Genomic DNA, 14,308 nt, shown 5'->3' with positions numbered 1-14,308 from the left:
CGAGAGCCCCGGCCCGCCGACGGCCAGCCGGCGTCCCCGGTGGGTCGTTCAACATCACACACCCCCACCCTTGATAGGGCATAAAGACGTGACTAAACTAAGTAAGGTAAACCTAATAAATAATTAGGGTTCCGTTTCAACAGTGGGGAGTGCACATGACTGAGGTACAGGAACTAGCAGCCTTCGTCCATCAAGCAGACTCGGCCAGGATGTCGGCCGCGGCGCGCGAGCAGCTGAAGATCCATGTCCTGGATACGCTCGGGGTCGCGATCGGGGCCCTCGACGCCGAACCCATCTCCTCGATCCGGGGCCTGTTGGAGGATCTGGGAGGCACCGAGCAGGCCACCATGATCGGAGGCGGGAAGTCCACTGCCGAACGGGTGGCCTTCTTCAACTCGGCACTTTCACGCTATTTGGACTTCATGGATTCGTATCTGGCCCCCAAGGAGACCAACCACCCTTCCGACAACCTGGGCGCGGCGCTCGCCGCGGCGGAAATGGCCGGGGCCAGCGGCAAGACCTTCCTGGACGCCCTGGCGGTCGCCTACCAGGTCCACACCCGCCTCTCGGATGTCGCCCCGGTCCGGGACAAGGGCTTCGACCACACGACCCAAGGGGCCTACGCGGCCGCCGCATCCGCCGCCAAGGCGATGGGCCTTACGGCGGAGCAGACGGCCAACGCCATCGCAATGGCCGGCACCGCCAACAACGCCCTGCGGGTGACCCGGACCGGGGACCTCAGCCATTGGAAGGGTCTGGCCTACCCGCACGTCGCGAAGGAAGGGACCTGGTCGGCACTGCTGGCTTCACGCGGGATCACCGGCCCGGCCCAGGTCTTCGAAGGCAATAAGGGCTTCAAGGAAACCATCGCCGGCGATTTCAGCATCGACTGGTCGGTCGAGGACCTGGAAAGCGTGCTGCGCACGATCATCAAGAAGCACAATGCCGAAATCCATTCGCAGTCCGCGCTGGAGGCCGCCCTGGACATCCGCAGCCAGGAAGGCTTCGACGCCGCCAAGGTGGGTTCGGTCCGTCTCCGGACCTTCGATGTCGCCTGGAACATCATCGGGGGTGGGGAGGAAGGCGATAAGCGCAACATCACCACCAAGGAGGAAGCCGACCATTCCCTGCCGTGGATGCTCGCCGTCGCCCTGTTGGATGGTGAGGTTACCCCCGGGCAGTACACCCCCGAGCGCATCGTCGCCCGGGACGTCCAGGATCTGATGGGCCGGGTGGAGATCAGCGAGGACCCGGAATTCTCCCGGCGTTTCCCGCAGCACATGCCGGCGGACCTGGAAGTCATCCTGGCCGATGGAACCCGCTTGCATTCGGCCCGGGATTCCTACCAGGGCTTCCACGACGACCCATTGGATTGGGAGGGGGCACGAGAGAAGTTCGATGCCCTCGCCGCACCCTTCGCCAGCCACGAGCTGCGCGACAGCATCGCCGAGACGGTGCACACCATCGACGAACACCAGGTCACGGATCTGACCGTCTTGCTGGCCCAGGTCGGCACCCGGCGGTCCAGTACACCCTCGAGCCCGAATCGGCGCGAGTTTTCTCAGGAGACAGCATGACCAACCAGATTGCCCAAGACGTTTCATTCAACTTCGTTCCCCGGGCGTACCGTCCGGCGAAGCCGCGCACCACGGGACTGACCGAGATCCGCGCCCCCTACTACTCCACCTTCGGCACCCGCCATCTGCAGGACGTCTTCGACGTGGCGGGCCCCTGGGTGGACGGCATCAAATGGGCGGGCGGCTCCTTCGCCCTGGTGCCACCCGAACAGGTCAGGAAATTCAGCGACATCGCCCACGACCACGGATCCTACGTCTCCTCCGGGGGGTGGATCGAGACCGTGCTGCGCTACGGGAACGACGCCGTGGACCAGTATCTGAAGGAGGCCAAGGACGTGGGGTTCGACACCATCGAAATCTCCACCGGCTTCATCATGCTCAACACCACCGGGCTGCTACGTCTGGTCGAAAAGGTCACCCAGGCGGGTTTGAAGGCCAAACCGGAGCTGGGCATCCAGGTCGGTTCCGGAGGGGACTCCGGGGAGGCGGAACTGGCGGCGGAGTCGATGAAGGACATCGGCGACCTGACGGACCGTGCCACCCGGTGCCTGGAGGCCGGGGCCGAGATCATCATGATCGAATCCGAGGGCATCACCGAGAACGTCGATGAATGGAACACCGGTGCCGCCGCATCCATCATCAACTCGGTGGGGCTGGAAAACGTGATGTTCGAGGCTGCCGACGGACCGGTCTTCGAGTGGTACATCAAGAACTACGGGAACGAAGTGAACCTGTTCGTGGACCACTCGCAGATCCTCCAGCTGGAGGGCCTGCGGCAGAACATCTGGGGCAACAAGTCCACCTGGGGGCGTGTCATCAACCCGGCCCCCTAGGCCCCGGAAGGAAATCAACACCGTCGGCGCATGGCCAGGCCATGCGCCGGCGGTGCTTTTTTGCCCCGGGTGATCTCCGAGACGTTCCCTGTCCGGGGAGCCGGAGCGGTGGGATCATGGGGGTAGGCCATCGATGACGATGGTTCGTTCGGCCCCGGCCTCCCGACCGGAGCCATGAAATGGAGGTACGCCATGACCGACCCGAAGTCCCTGCCCGAAAGCGATCCGCGCCGGCACACCATGCAGGTTCGTTCCCGGCTGACGGAGCTGGCCGAGCATCTACGCGAGGACGTCGACAAGGTCGACGAACCGCGCTTCAAGGCCCTCTTCGAAACATCCGCCGAAGTCCTGGCCGGTTTGGAGAAGGCCTTCGCGGGCTACGAGGAGAAGTCGGGCAACGCCTGGCGCTAGAGCCGTGATGTCTCAGGCCGGGCCGCGAGGAGTTCGCGACCCGGCCTTCGCTGTGCCAGCGGTGGTGAATTGGTCGATCAGTGTCCGGGCGTCCTCGAGCCGACCGTCGAGCTGCACCCCTGCGTCCTCGAGGGACAGGCCGTCGTAGAGGACCCGCACCCATGCGGATGAGTCGGCATCGACCCGGGCGGTCGCCACCGCGTTGACTCCCCTCCTTCCCTGCGGCCGCAGGAGCCGCCGGCGGTCTCCTACTGCGTGACGATTGCCCTGGCCGGGGTGTTCATGCTCCGCGGGGCAGCAATTAAAAAGGGCAGCGGAGCCCGTTCGGCAGGGAACGGACTCCGCTGAGCAGCGGCTGCGAGGGCGCCTGCCCCGTGGTGTCTAGTCCGCGGTCCTCAGGAATTCCACATGTTCCTCGTAGTGGTCGAGGCAGTCGTGGATCAGCTGGGTGTTGGAGAAGCCCATCACGTCGTAGTCCTGCCCGCCGGCGGACAGGTGGACCTCCAGCCGGGCGTATTGGTCCCTGCTCCCGACCATCCGGCCGCCGTAGGCCGGCACCGGAACGAGCTCGAATTGCACCCGGTAGACAAACGGGTCCGACGAGGCGTTGGTGGTCAGCTGTACTGCCGGCCTCTCGCCCTCTTCCACCGATACCCGGGCGGGCACGCCGCGCTCGTTGAGCTCTTTGGAGACCTCCTGCAAGGCAGGGAGCACCAGGTCCCGGAGATCTCGTCGAGCATCATCGGGGCTCACGAAGTTGGTGACCCTGGACAGTCGCGTCTTCCAGGTTTCGCGGCCTTCGAACCGTGCCGCCAGGATATGGGCCCGGGTGCCGGTGGTCGTATCGGCCCTGCGGCCCTCCACCCGCAACGCCTTCCACAGACTGATCATCACCAGGATCAAGACGATCGAGAACGGCAGGCCCATGATGATCGTGGCGTATTGCAGCGCGGTGATCCCGCCGACCAGAAGCATGCCCATCGTCAACAGGCCGGTGGTCCCGGCCCAGGTGATGCGCAACCAGGGGGCACAATCCTCCTGGACGCTCCGCAGGCGCGACGACAGGTTGCCCATGACCAGGGCGCCGGAGTCGGCGGAGGTGACATAGAACAGCAGGCCGACCAGGACTGCGACGGCAATGACCACCCCGGAGAGCGGGTACTGCTGCAGGAGGTTGAAGAAGCCCAGGCCGCTGCCCGATGCTGCCGTGTCGGCGAACTCCGTATCCCCGCCACGAACGCGGGACAGGGCGGCGTTTCCGAAGATCGATACCCACATCACGATGTAGCTGAAGGGAATGACCATGGTGCCGAGGACGAACTGGCGGATCGTCCGACCGCGCGAAATGCGGGCCAGGAACATGCCGACGAAGGAAGCCCAGGCGACCCACCAGGCCCAGAAGAACAACGTCCACAGCGACATCCATTCGTCGACGTCGTTGAAGGCGAAGGTCTGCAACGTCATGCCCGGGAACATGCTGATGAAGTCTCCGACGTTCATCACGATCGCATCAAGCAGGAAACGGGTGTTTCCGGTGACCAGGACCCAGCCGGCCAGCGCGATGGCCAGGATCACGTTGAGTTGGGAAAGGAAGCGAATGCCCTTGTCGACACCTGTGGTCGCCGAGATGGCTGCCATGATCACGGCCAGGACCACCAGTCCGACTTGCGCCGCCGTTCCGATGGCGATGCCGAAGATGATGTTGAGTCCGGCATTGAGCAGCACCACGCCGATGCCCAGGCTGGTCGCGACGCCGAAGATCGTCCCGAGGACGGTGGCGGTGTCCACGGCGTGACCGAGCACGCCGTTGATGCGTCGCCCGAAGAGCGGGAAGAGGGCCGAACGGACGGCGAGCGGCAGATTCAACCGGTAGGCGAAGTACCCCAGGGCCATGCCCATCAACGCGTACATGCCCCAACCGGTGATTCCGTAGTGGAACAGGGTCCAGAAGGTTCCTTCCCGCGCGGCATCAATGGTTTCGCCCTGGCCGACCGGCGGGTTCAGGTACTGCGAGACCGGCTCGGAGACGGAGAAGAACATCACGTCGGTGCCGATGCCTGCGGCGAAGAGCATCGCGGCCCAGGCGAACGTCGAATACTCGGGGCGGGAATCGTCGGGTCCCAGTCTGATGTGCCCGAACCGGGACATCCCCAGGTAGATCACGAAGACCAGGATGACGGTGGCCAGCAGGATGTAGAACCAGCCGAAACTGGTGGAGACGAAGGCGACCAGTTCACCGATGACTGCCTCGGCTTGATCCGGCGCGGACAGGGTCCAGATCGCGACGGCAAGGACCCCGACGAGCGAGGCGATGAAAACCGGCCACCTGACCGGCGCCGAACCCTTGGGCGGCTCACCACCGGATTCGCTGTCGGCCTGGTCTGCAGGTGCCGGATGTAGATCGCTCATCGCGTTTTTGGCGCTCCTCAAGTCGGGTTATTCGATGGATCACGCGCCCCATGGCCCGGAGATAGCCCGGGCCGACGCTTAGGACACGTTAACACGGGGCTTTGTCACATATCCACAAAACGGCATACGAGCGGTCCAAAACACGCCCATGCCTGCCGGGGCCGCCGGAGGCTAGACCAGCTCCAGGACGACCTTTCCTCGAGCCCGACGGGTCTGCACCTTTGCCAGGGCCTCCAGGGCCTCGTCGAACGGGTACACCCGCTCGAGTTCGAGGTGGACCCGTCCGGAGGCGATCCGGGTCATGAGTTCACCGAGCTCCGTCCGGACGTCGAGCTGGTAGGGGAGCCCGGTCAGGTGGGCCCCGCGCTCGGATACCAGCGGGTCACCGGAAATCGAGACCAGGGTCCCGCCGTCCCTGAGCACTGGCAGACTGTCCGCCGTCGTGCCGGGTTGGACTGCCATCACGGCCGAAACCCCTCCGGGCATCCAGGCCAGCACCTCTTCGCGCCATCGGGAGTCGTGGTAGTCGACGGCCTTTTCAACCCCGATCGACTGAAGGTAGCCGTGGTTGGCAGCCGATGCCGAGGCGGCGACCCGCAAGCCCCGCTGACGGGCCAGTTGGATGGCGAACGTGCCGATGGCCCCGGATCCGCCGGCGATAAAGAGTGACCCACCTGACGGGACATCGGCCACGGTGTGCAGCGCCTTCAACGCAGTGTTCCCGGCCACCGGAACAGCCGCTGCCGCAACGAAACTCATGCCCTGGGGTATCGGCAGGATCATTGATTCCGCCTTCACTGCGGTCCACTGGGCCCACGTGCCTCCGCCCGGCTGCATGGCGCTGACGAAGGACACGCGGTCGCCGACGGCATGGCTTGTGACGTCGTTGCCGACTTCCTCGACGACGCCGGCCGCCTCGATCCCGATGGGGTAGGGGTACTGGGCGTCCCCGGGCAGGAAATAGGAATCGTGGATCCCGACGCCAATGGCGTGCACACGCACCAGCAGTTCGTCGGAGCCGATCCGTGGAACCGGCACGCGGGCCGGTTCCACGGTCTGGGCATCACGATGTGGAAGGACGAAGGCCTTCATCGTGTTGATGTCCTGCATGTTCGACTCCTGTTTCTCCTCGTTCTCAGTCTTGGTGACCCGAGGATGGTGGTGTTGTGGGCGATGTCCCCGGCTGGGTCGCGCCGTCGCCCTCCAGGGTTCCGTCCTCGTCCTGACTCCTGTCGGGCACCGGGGTCTTGGGCGAGGGGTTCATGGCCACCGTGGTGCGCAACGGGGCGCCGCGCACGATGGCGATGGCGATGACAGAGACGGCGGCGATCATGGCGGCGATCATGAAGATCGGGCCGAACGCATCGGCGTAGGCATTGTGGAACACTTCCTGAACCGGTGCGGGCAACCCGCTGATATCCAGTTCGGTGTCCCCGCCTCCTGCTGACATGGCGCCGGCGGGAATGCCTAGCTTTTCGAGGCCTTCGGAGATGTTGGTGCTGACGCGGCTCGTCAACACGGCGCCAAGGATGGAGACGCCGATGGCCCCGCCCAAGGAGCGGAAGAAGGCGATGGCCGCTGAGGCCGCACCGACCTCGGTGACGTCGACCGTGTTCTGCACGGCCAGCACGACGTTCTGGACCAGAGTGCCGATGCCCAGACCCATGAGGGCCATGAAGATCGCGACGTAGAGGTAGGAGGTGTCGTGGTTGATGGTGCCCAAACCGACGAGGCCGATGAGCATGATGACGCTGCCGATCATCATCACCGGCTTCCACCGTCCGATCCGCGTGACGATGAGTCCGCCGATCATGGCTGAGAGCGTCTGGCCGAGGATCATCGGAATGGTCATCAGGCCAGCAGCTGTGGGCGTGCGCCCGTCACCGAGCTGGAAGTACTGGGTCAGGAACACGCCGGAACCGAACATGCCGACACCGGCACCGACGCTGGCGACGATCATCCACGCAGCAGTGGGGTTGCGCAGCACCCGGATGGGGATTATCGGCTCGGGGGCCCGCAACTCGACGATCACCGCCAAGACGGCGGCGATGAGGAAGGCGGCCAAGAAGACGCCGGACTCCCAGGAGATCCAGTCATACTCGCTCCCGGCGAAGGTCACCCAGAGCATCGGAATGGCGGCCGATACGGAGACCAGGATGGCGCCGAGGTAGTCGATGCTGAGGTTGGCACGCTTGATGGTCGGCAGATGGAGCTTGAGTTGAAGCAGGATCAACGCGACGACGGCCAAGGGGACGCTGACGAAGAAGGTCCAGCGCCAGTTCAGGGAATCGGTGATGACCCCACCGATCAGCGGCCCGGACACCGTGGCCACGGCCATGACGGCACCCATGTAGCCGGCGTAGCGTCCACGTTCACGAGGGGCAATGATGGAGGCCATGATCGACTGCACCAGCGCCATGAGCCCGCCCATGGCCACGCCCTGGACCGCGCGAGCGGTCATCATCAAGGTGATGGTCGTGGAGAGTCCGGCGGCGATGGAGCCTGCCACGAACATGATGATCGCGATCTGCGCCAGGGTCTTTTTGTTGAAGAGGTCCGAGAGTTTGCCCCAGATCGGGGTGGCGATTGTCATCGCCAGCAGGCTGGCGGTGATGACCCAGGTGTACTGACGCTGGGTGCCGTCCAAATCGGCCATGATGGTGGGCAGTGCTGTGGACACGATGGTGGTGGAGATCATCGCGGTGAAAAGTGCGGCGAGCAGACCGGTCATCACCTGGAGGATTTCGCGATGCGAATACTCCCGTGGTTCTTCGGTGTTGATTGCTGCGGTGGTGGAGGTGGAGGACGTCATCCCATCAACTCGCTTCCGGTGTCGGAGGTGGTTAGCTTGTCGGCCCCGTGGGGTCCATGAAGTTCGGGGTCCCTGGTGATTTCTTCCAGGTGCAGGTTCAGGCGTTGCAGGAGGTTGATGGCCTGTTCGGCGTCCTCCGTGGACCAGTCGGTCAGGGAGGCGGCGAACCGGCGTACGGCGTGCGTTTCACTGTCGGTGAGCTTCGTTCGCCCGTGGTCGGTGATGGAGATGAGCTGGGCCCGGGCGTCCTCGGGATCGGGGCGGCGCCCGACCAGTCCGTCGGCTTCCAGACAGTCCACGGCCCGCGAGGCCACGGGTGCCGAGACGAAAAGCTGGGACGCCAGCTCACCCAAACGGGCGTCACGGTGGCGCAGATGCTGCAGGAATCCGAACCTGGTCCCCGTGAAGCTCTGGTCCTTATTGCGTTGGCCGGCCAGGCGGAAAGTCCGACTGGTCTGCACCATTTCCGAGAGGATCTTGCCGGCTTCTTGGTCATTGATCACTATTGGCTCCTTGCGTTGCTACCGGACCACGATAACTTACTTGTTTAGGGTAAGCAAACAAGTTGCCGCGTCGGAAAATGCTGGCACAAAGCCCTGGAAGGGAGGGCCCCGGCTACTTCCCGAAGCCGCGCAGACGCAGGCTGTTCAGGACCACCAGCACCGAGCTGGCCGCCATGGCACCGCCGGCGATCATGGGGTTGAGCAGCCCCAGGGCGGCGACCGGGATGCCGATCGTGTTGTAGAGGAACGCCCAGAACAGGTTCGTCCTGATGATGCCCAGCGTTCTGCGGGAGAGTTCGATGGCCTGTGGAATCTGGGCCAGGTCGTTGCCCATCACGGTGATGTCCGCCGCTTCGATGGCCACGTCGGTTCCGGATCCCATGGCCAGTCCCAGGTCCGCCCGGGCCAGGGCCGGGGCGTCGTTGACGCCGTCGCCGACCATCGCCACCACGGCGCCGGTGGCCTGCATTTCGGCCACCTTGTCGACCTTGCCCGCCGGCAGGACCCCGGCGAAGACGTCGGCCGGGTCGATGCCGACCGAGGTGGCCACCTGGGCGGCCACCTCCTGGTTGTCCCCGGTCAGGAGCATGGGTCGCAAGCCGAGGAAGCGCAGGCGTTTGATCGCTGCCGGGGAGGATTCGCGGACGGTGTCGCGCAGCCCGATCACTCCGATGGCGGAGCTGTCCACGGCCACCAGCACCGCCGTCGTGCCTTGTTTCCGGGCCGAGGACAGGGCGGTGAGCGAGGCGGCGTCGGGCGCGGTCCCGTTGTCCTCCAGCCAGGCGGGTGAACCCACGACCACGACGGAGGAACCCACGGTGGCGCGGACCCCGCCTCCGGGGGAGGAGGTGAAGGCGGAGATGGTGCCGGTGGCGCGGCCGGCCGCGGTGATGGCCTGGGCGATCGGATGCTCGGACCCGGATTCGGCGGCCCCGGCGAAGGCGAGGATGGTTTCCCGGTCGACGTCGGCGGTGGCGATCACGTCGGCCAAGGCCAGCCGGCCTTCGGTGACGGTTCCCGTCTTGTCCAGCAGGACGGTATCGACCCGGCGGGTGTCCTCCAGGACCTGGGGCCCGCGGATGAGGATGCCCAGCTGTGCACCCCGTCCGGTACCCACGAGCAGGCCGATGGGGGTGGCCAGACCCAGGGCGCAGGGGCAGGCGATGACCAGGACGGATACCGCCGCGGTGAAGGCCGACTGGAGGTCCACGGACAGGGTGAACCACAGGATGAACGTGACCACGGCGATGGCCAGCACGATCGGGACGAATACCGCCGAGATCCGGTCGGCCAGCCGGGCGATCGGCGCCTTGCCGGTCTGGGCATCGGAGACCATCCGGCCCATCTGGGCCAGCGTCGTCTCCGCGCCGACCCGGGTGGCCCGGACCAGCAGCCGGCCCGAGGTGTTGATGGTGGCGCCGGTGACGGTGTCCTCGGGGCCGACGTCGGTGGGGGCGGATTCACCGGTGATCAGCGAGGTGTCGATGGCCGATTCCCCCTCGAGGATGTAGCCGTCGGTGGCGATCTTCTCCCCGGGGCGCACGACGATCTCATCGCCGGGAACCAGATCCGAGGCGGGGATGCGCACTTCGGCACCGTCGCGCAGCACGGTGGCGTCCTTGGCGCCCAGGCTCAGCAACGACTGCAGGGCATCGCCCGCGGTGGTCTTGGCGCGGGCCTCGAGCCACCGGCCCAGCAGTAGGAAGGTGGCCACGACGCCGGCCGTTTCGAAGTAGAGCTGGTGGTCGGACATGCCCATCCCGGTCTCGGCGGTCATGGCCGGGTCCAGGAGCAGCTGCCACAGGGAGAAGAGATAGGCGGCCAGCACGCCGATGGAGACCAGGGTGTCCATGGTGGAGGAGAAGTGCCGGGCGCTGACCGCCGCGGCCCGGTGGAACGGCCAGGCCGACCACCAGGTCACCGGGGTCGCCAAGACCAGGGCCACCCAGCCCCAATGGGGGAACTGCAGGGCGGGGACCATGGAGATCAGGAACAGCGGAATGGTGAAGATCGCCCCGCCGATCAGCCGCGGACGCAGGTCCTCGGCGCTTCCGCCGTGGTTCAGGTGATCGGGGCCTTCGCCGGGGTCGCCCGGGTGGTCCTGCGCAGCGGCCCCGGGGTGGTGGTGTGGATCCTGCCTGACCGAGGCGCCGTAGCCGGCGGCCTCGACCGCTGTGAGCAGGTCCGCGTCGCTGACCGAGGCCGGGGCGGTGACCCGCGCTGATTCCAGCGGCAGGTTCACGCTGGCTTCCACGCCCTCGATCTTGCCCAGCTTGCGCTCGATCCGTGAGACGCATGAGGCGCAACTCATCCCCTGGATGTCCAGGTCCAGGACCCGGGCTTCAGCGGTGGTGCGGTCGACGTGCTGTTCCATGGTGATGCTCCTGGCGGGGACGACTTAGGTGTTCGTGGGGACGAGGGCGTAGCCGGCCTCGGTGACGGCCTCCTGGAGGCTCGCTTCACCGAGCGGCCCGGTGGACTCGATGCGTGCGGTGGAGACTCCTCCGGCGACGAGATCGACCTCGACGCCGGTGATGCCCTCGATCTCCGAGAGTTCCTCGGTGACGGAGGCGACGCAGTGGGTGCAGGTCATGCCCGTGATGCTGATGGTGGTGCTCACTTATGCTCCTGTTCGGGGGTCAGCGGAGGAGGCGGCCGATAGCGGCCGAGGCCTCGCGGACCTTGTCGTTGACGATTTCCGGGTCACCGGTCTCCAGCGAATCCTGGGCGGCCCCGACGACGCAATGGCCGATGTGCTCCTCGACCAGGCCGAGGCTGACCTTGTGCAGTGCCGCGTTGATCGCCGAGATCTGGGTGAGGATATCGATGCAGTACTTTTCTTCGTCCACCATCCGTGCGATCCCGCGGACCTGCCCTTCGACGCGGCCCAGCCGCTTGAGCAGGGCCTGTTTATCGGCGGTGTAGCCGTGCTCGCGATGTTCGTCTGCTGGCTGGCCAGCGGTCGGCAAGGTGGTGTCCATGACGCCAATTTATACCCCCCTAGGGTATCTGGTCAAGTACCCCATAGGGGTATGGGGACCCGGGGTGACGGCGGTGCATGGACGCCGGGGTGTCCAGGATCGCGGTGCCGCGTCGTGCGGAGTGGGACCGCAAACGAGCCGCCAGGCATTGCTATGCTGACCTGCGTGACATCCACCCAGCTTTCGGTCCGCCAGATTCCCGCAGCCGACCACCTCGCGCACCTTGCTTCATTTCCAGAGACCAGCTTCATGCAGCTCCCGGCCTGGGCCGGGGTCAAGAGCGAATGGCGCGCCGAGTACCTCGGCTGGTTTGATCCACAGGGCGCCCTGCGGGCGTCGGTGCAGGTGCTGCACCGCCCGGTCCCGGTCCTGAAGTACACCTTGGCCTACCTGCCCGAGGGGCCCGTTGCCGATTGGTCCGTACTGGATCCGACGGATATCACCACGCCGATGCTGGCCCATTTCAAGGCCAGCCGGGTGTTCCTGGTCCGCATGGGCCCGCCGGTGATCACCCGGAGCTGGGGGACGGCCGCCGTCCGGAAGGCCCTCGCAGCCGGCGGATATTCATTGGTGACCGAGCTCGAACCTCTGCAGGTCGATGACCGGGCCGCCGCGCTCGCCGAGCAGTTGCGCGGACTGGGCTGGACCAAGCAGGAGGTCAGCGAGGACTTCACCGCCGGACAGCCCGAGTTCTCGGGACGGATCCCGTTGATCTCAGCCGACGGCCAGGCGCTGGACCTCGACGGGGTGCTGGCCCAGATGAACCAGAACTCCCGGCGGCAGGCCCGCAAGGCGGCCGCCGGTCCGCTGGAGATCCAGGTCGGGGGGATCGCCGACATCGAACGGTTCCACGCGTTGTCCCAGGAAACAGCCGAACGTGATGGTTTCACCGGGCGTCCGGCGAGCTACTTCACCACCATGATGAAGGCCCTGAACGCCCACGCGCCAGGCACCTTCACGGTCTACTTCGCCGTCCACGAGGGGCGGGACCTGGCTGCGGCCATCCGAGTCCGCACCGGACAGGGTGCCTGGTACACCTATGGGGCCTCCTCGAGCGCGGAGCGCAAACTCTATGCCCCCAAGGCGCTGATCCACCGCATGATCACCGATTCGCTGGCGGAAGGATGCACGTTCCTGGACCTCGGCGGGGTCTCTGCGACGCTGGACAACGAACACCACCTGGCCGGCCTGACGCAGTTCAAGACCACCCTGGGCTGTGATGTGGTGCAGACGCTGGGGGAGTGGGACTACCCGCTGAACAAGGCAGTGGCCGCGGCGTTCAATCTTTATATGCGCCTGCGCGACCGGGGCTGAGCCTCCGCCGCTGCCGAGGGGGTACCGCCCGCCGGAGTTCGGGCATATGGTGGCGCCATAGCGACCGAGACCTGGAGGCAGCAATGGGCGATTACCGTGCATACACCGATGCGGAGAAGGCCGCCTACGTGGCTCCGGCCTGTGATTCCTGCGGCCAGCATCGACATGTCGTCTGGGAGGACACCGGATCGGCCGAGGCGCACTGGATCCGCAGGGATGCGGGGTGCTCCAACGAGGCCTGCACCGCCTGAGCTACCCGCTCCGGGCAGCGGCTCCACCGTTCGCGGACGGTGGAATTCCTTCCGGCGGTGATCAGCCGTCGCATTCCTTGCAGATCATCATGCCGTCCTTCTCGCGGGACAGCTGAGACCGGTAGCGAACTAGGAAGCACTCACCACAGGTGAACTCGTCCTGGGCCTGTGGACGCACCTGGACGACGAGCTCCTCGTCGATGATGGCTCCGGGCAGTTCGTCGCCATCAAGGGGCTCTTCCTCGTCCAGCTCCTCGACCGCGGTCTTCTTGTTGGGCGCGTCAATCTGCTTGACCTGCTTGAGGGTTTCCTCGTCACGTTCGGCAACGTCGGGACGGACCTCATCGTATTCAACAGCCATGTGTTTCTCCTGAGCATTCAACGGATCGAAAGCGACATGGTAGGCGACGGGAAGTGGCCGACACAAGCCGGGTTTCATGGGCAGGGGTCTCGGCGGGGACGTGGGTGGTCCCCCCGGGTCCTGCCGCCGGCGGCCTGCGGTGCAGGCTGCCGGCGGCAGGATCAGACGCCTGCCGGTTCCGGGACCTTTTCGGACTCCTCGGGCGTCGCCTCGAACAGGGGGCGACGACGAATGGTCAGGGTGACGGCACCGGCGGCCACGGCGGCCAGCGCGCCGATCAGGAAGCACAGGCTGAAGGCGTCCTGCGTGGGGACCGGGGTGGTCCCCGGGGACAGCGTGACCGAATTGCTGGTCAGGACGATGGCCATCACCGCGGCGGCGCTGGTGGTGCCGATGGAGCGCATCAGGGCATTGACGCCCACCCCGGATCCGGCCTCGGCGGCCGGCAGGTTGTCCATGACGAGCATCGGCATCGCCGCGTAACCGATGCCGATGCCGGCGCAGGCGATGCAGGAGGCGAGCATGAGCTGCCAGGGGGCGTCGGTGAGCAGGAACGCGAAGCCGTAGCCGGCGGCCATGACGAAGGCCCCCAGGGCCAGCGTCGTGCGCCCGCCGAACCGCGTCATCAACCCGGCCGAGATCGGTGAGAACAGCAGCATCATCAGTCCGCCCGGTGCCATCCAGAGGCCCGCTTCCAGGACGCTCTGGCCCAGGCCGAAGCCGGTGGAGGAGGGCATCTCGAGCAGCTGCGGGATCACGATGGACTGGGCCATCATGCCGAAGCCCATCAGGACCGCGGCGATGTTCGTGAGCAGGACCGGGCGGCGGGCCGTGGAGCGTAGATCCACCAGCGGTT

Annotated in this window: 14 protein-coding genes and 1 pseudogene; 5 read left to right on the top strand and 10 right to left on the bottom strand. The window is 66.0% G+C overall.

What is annotated here, in order from left to right:
• Window positions 1–155 precede the first annotated feature (155 nt).
• From ACT3UE_RS00740 to ACT3UE_RS00730, 3 genes are all read left to right on the top strand, one after another.
• Complete coding sequence (locus ACT3UE_RS00740; RefSeq protein WP_444566091.1) at window positions 156–1,577, top strand: MmgE/PrpD family protein; 1,422 nt, start codon at window positions 156–158, stop codon at window positions 1,575–1,577.
• Window positions 1,574–2,410, top strand: a complete 837-nt coding sequence (locus ACT3UE_RS00735; protein WP_444554786.1) for a phosphosulfolactate synthase — start codon at window positions 1,574–1,576, stop codon at window positions 2,408–2,410. The genes ACT3UE_RS00740 and ACT3UE_RS00735 overlap by 4 nt, the downstream gene beginning before the upstream one ends.
• Window positions 2,411–2,602: 192 nt before the next feature.
• On the top strand, window positions 2,603–2,821 hold the full coding sequence (locus ACT3UE_RS00730) for a hypothetical protein (protein WP_444554785.1): 219 nt from the start codon (window positions 2,603–2,605) through the stop codon (window positions 2,819–2,821).
• A 12-nt stretch (window positions 2,822–2,833) separates the two neighbouring features.
• Here ACT3UE_RS00730 and ACT3UE_RS00725 read toward each other — a convergent pair whose 3' ends face one another.
• From ACT3UE_RS00725 to ACT3UE_RS00690, 8 genes are all read right to left on the bottom strand, one after another.
• Complete coding sequence (locus ACT3UE_RS00725; RefSeq protein ID WP_444554784.1) at window positions 2,834–3,019, bottom strand: hypothetical protein; 186 nt, start codon at window positions 3,017–3,019, stop codon at window positions 2,834–2,836.
• 183 nt (window positions 3,020–3,202) lie between these two features.
• Window positions 3,203–5,230 carry a choline BCCT transporter BetT gene (gene betT / locus ACT3UE_RS00720; protein ID WP_444554783.1) on the bottom strand — a complete coding sequence of 676 codons (2,028 nt, stop codon included), beginning with the start codon at window positions 5,228–5,230 and terminating at the stop codon, window positions 3,203–3,205.
• 171 nt (window positions 5,231–5,401) lie between these two features.
• Window positions 5,402–6,340: an NADP-dependent oxidoreductase gene (locus ACT3UE_RS00715; protein ID WP_444554782.1), complete on the bottom strand. Its 939-nt coding sequence runs from the start codon at window positions 6,338–6,340 to the stop codon at window positions 5,402–5,404.
• Window positions 6,341–6,365: 25 nt separating this feature from the next.
• Window positions 6,366–8,042 (bottom strand): MDR family MFS transporter, encoded by a 1,677-nt coding sequence (locus ACT3UE_RS00710; RefSeq protein WP_444554781.1) that lies wholly within the window; start codon window positions 8,040–8,042, stop codon window positions 6,366–6,368.
• Entirely contained in the window at window positions 8,039–8,545 is a 507-nt protein-coding gene (locus tag ACT3UE_RS00705; RefSeq protein ID WP_444554780.1) for a MarR family winged helix-turn-helix transcriptional regulator, read from the bottom strand. Before ACT3UE_RS00705 ends, ACT3UE_RS00710 begins: the two co-directional genes overlap by 4 nt.
• Before the next feature lie 112 nt (window positions 8,546–8,657).
• On the bottom strand, window positions 8,658–10,919 hold the full coding sequence (locus tag ACT3UE_RS00700) for a heavy metal translocating P-type ATPase (RefSeq protein WP_444566090.1): 2,262 nt from the start codon (window positions 10,917–10,919) through the stop codon (window positions 8,658–8,660).
• A gap of 24 nt (window positions 10,920–10,943) precedes the next feature.
• Window positions 10,944–11,165, bottom strand: coding sequence for a heavy-metal-associated domain-containing protein (locus tag ACT3UE_RS00695; RefSeq protein ID WP_444554778.1), 222 nt, complete (start codon window positions 11,163–11,165; stop codon window positions 10,944–10,946).
• 19 nt (window positions 11,166–11,184) lie between these two features.
• Window positions 11,185–11,526: a metal-sensitive transcriptional regulator gene (locus ACT3UE_RS00690; RefSeq protein WP_444554777.1), complete on the bottom strand. Its 342-nt coding sequence runs from the start codon at window positions 11,524–11,526 to the stop codon at window positions 11,185–11,187.
• A 165-nt stretch (window positions 11,527–11,691) separates the two neighbouring features.
• Between ACT3UE_RS00690 and ACT3UE_RS00685 the strand changes: the two genes are divergently transcribed.
• Window positions 11,692–12,840 carry a lipid II:glycine glycyltransferase FemX gene (locus tag ACT3UE_RS00685; protein WP_444554776.1) on the top strand — a complete coding sequence of 383 codons (1,149 nt, stop codon included), beginning with the start codon at window positions 11,692–11,694 and terminating at the stop codon, window positions 12,838–12,840.
• A gap of 83 nt (window positions 12,841–12,923) precedes the next feature.
• Window positions 12,924–13,091, top strand: coding sequence for a hypothetical protein (locus tag ACT3UE_RS00680; RefSeq protein ID WP_444554775.1), 168 nt, complete (start codon window positions 12,924–12,926; stop codon window positions 13,089–13,091).
• Window positions 13,092–13,152: 61 nt separating this feature from the next.
• On the opposite strand, the gene ACT3UE_RS00675 is transcribed toward ACT3UE_RS00680, so the two are convergent.
• Together ACT3UE_RS00675 and ACT3UE_RS00670 are read right to left on the bottom strand one after the other, a co-directional pair.
• On the bottom strand, window positions 13,153–13,452 hold the full coding sequence (locus ACT3UE_RS00675) for a DUF4193 family protein (protein WP_444554774.1): 300 nt from the start codon (window positions 13,450–13,452) through the stop codon (window positions 13,153–13,155).
• A gap of 161 nt (window positions 13,453–13,613) precedes the next feature.
• A pseudogene (locus ACT3UE_RS00670) lies at window positions 13,614–14,306 on the bottom strand (MFS transporter); the annotation flags it as partial.
• Window positions 14,307–14,308: the final 2 nt, after the last annotated feature.

This window comes from Arthrobacter sp. 179 (assembly GCF_052379645.1).
Lineage (GTDB): Bacteria > Actinomycetota > Actinomycetes > Actinomycetales > Micrococcaceae > Arthrobacter_H.
This window is presented reverse-complemented; position numbering and strand designations above follow the sequence as displayed.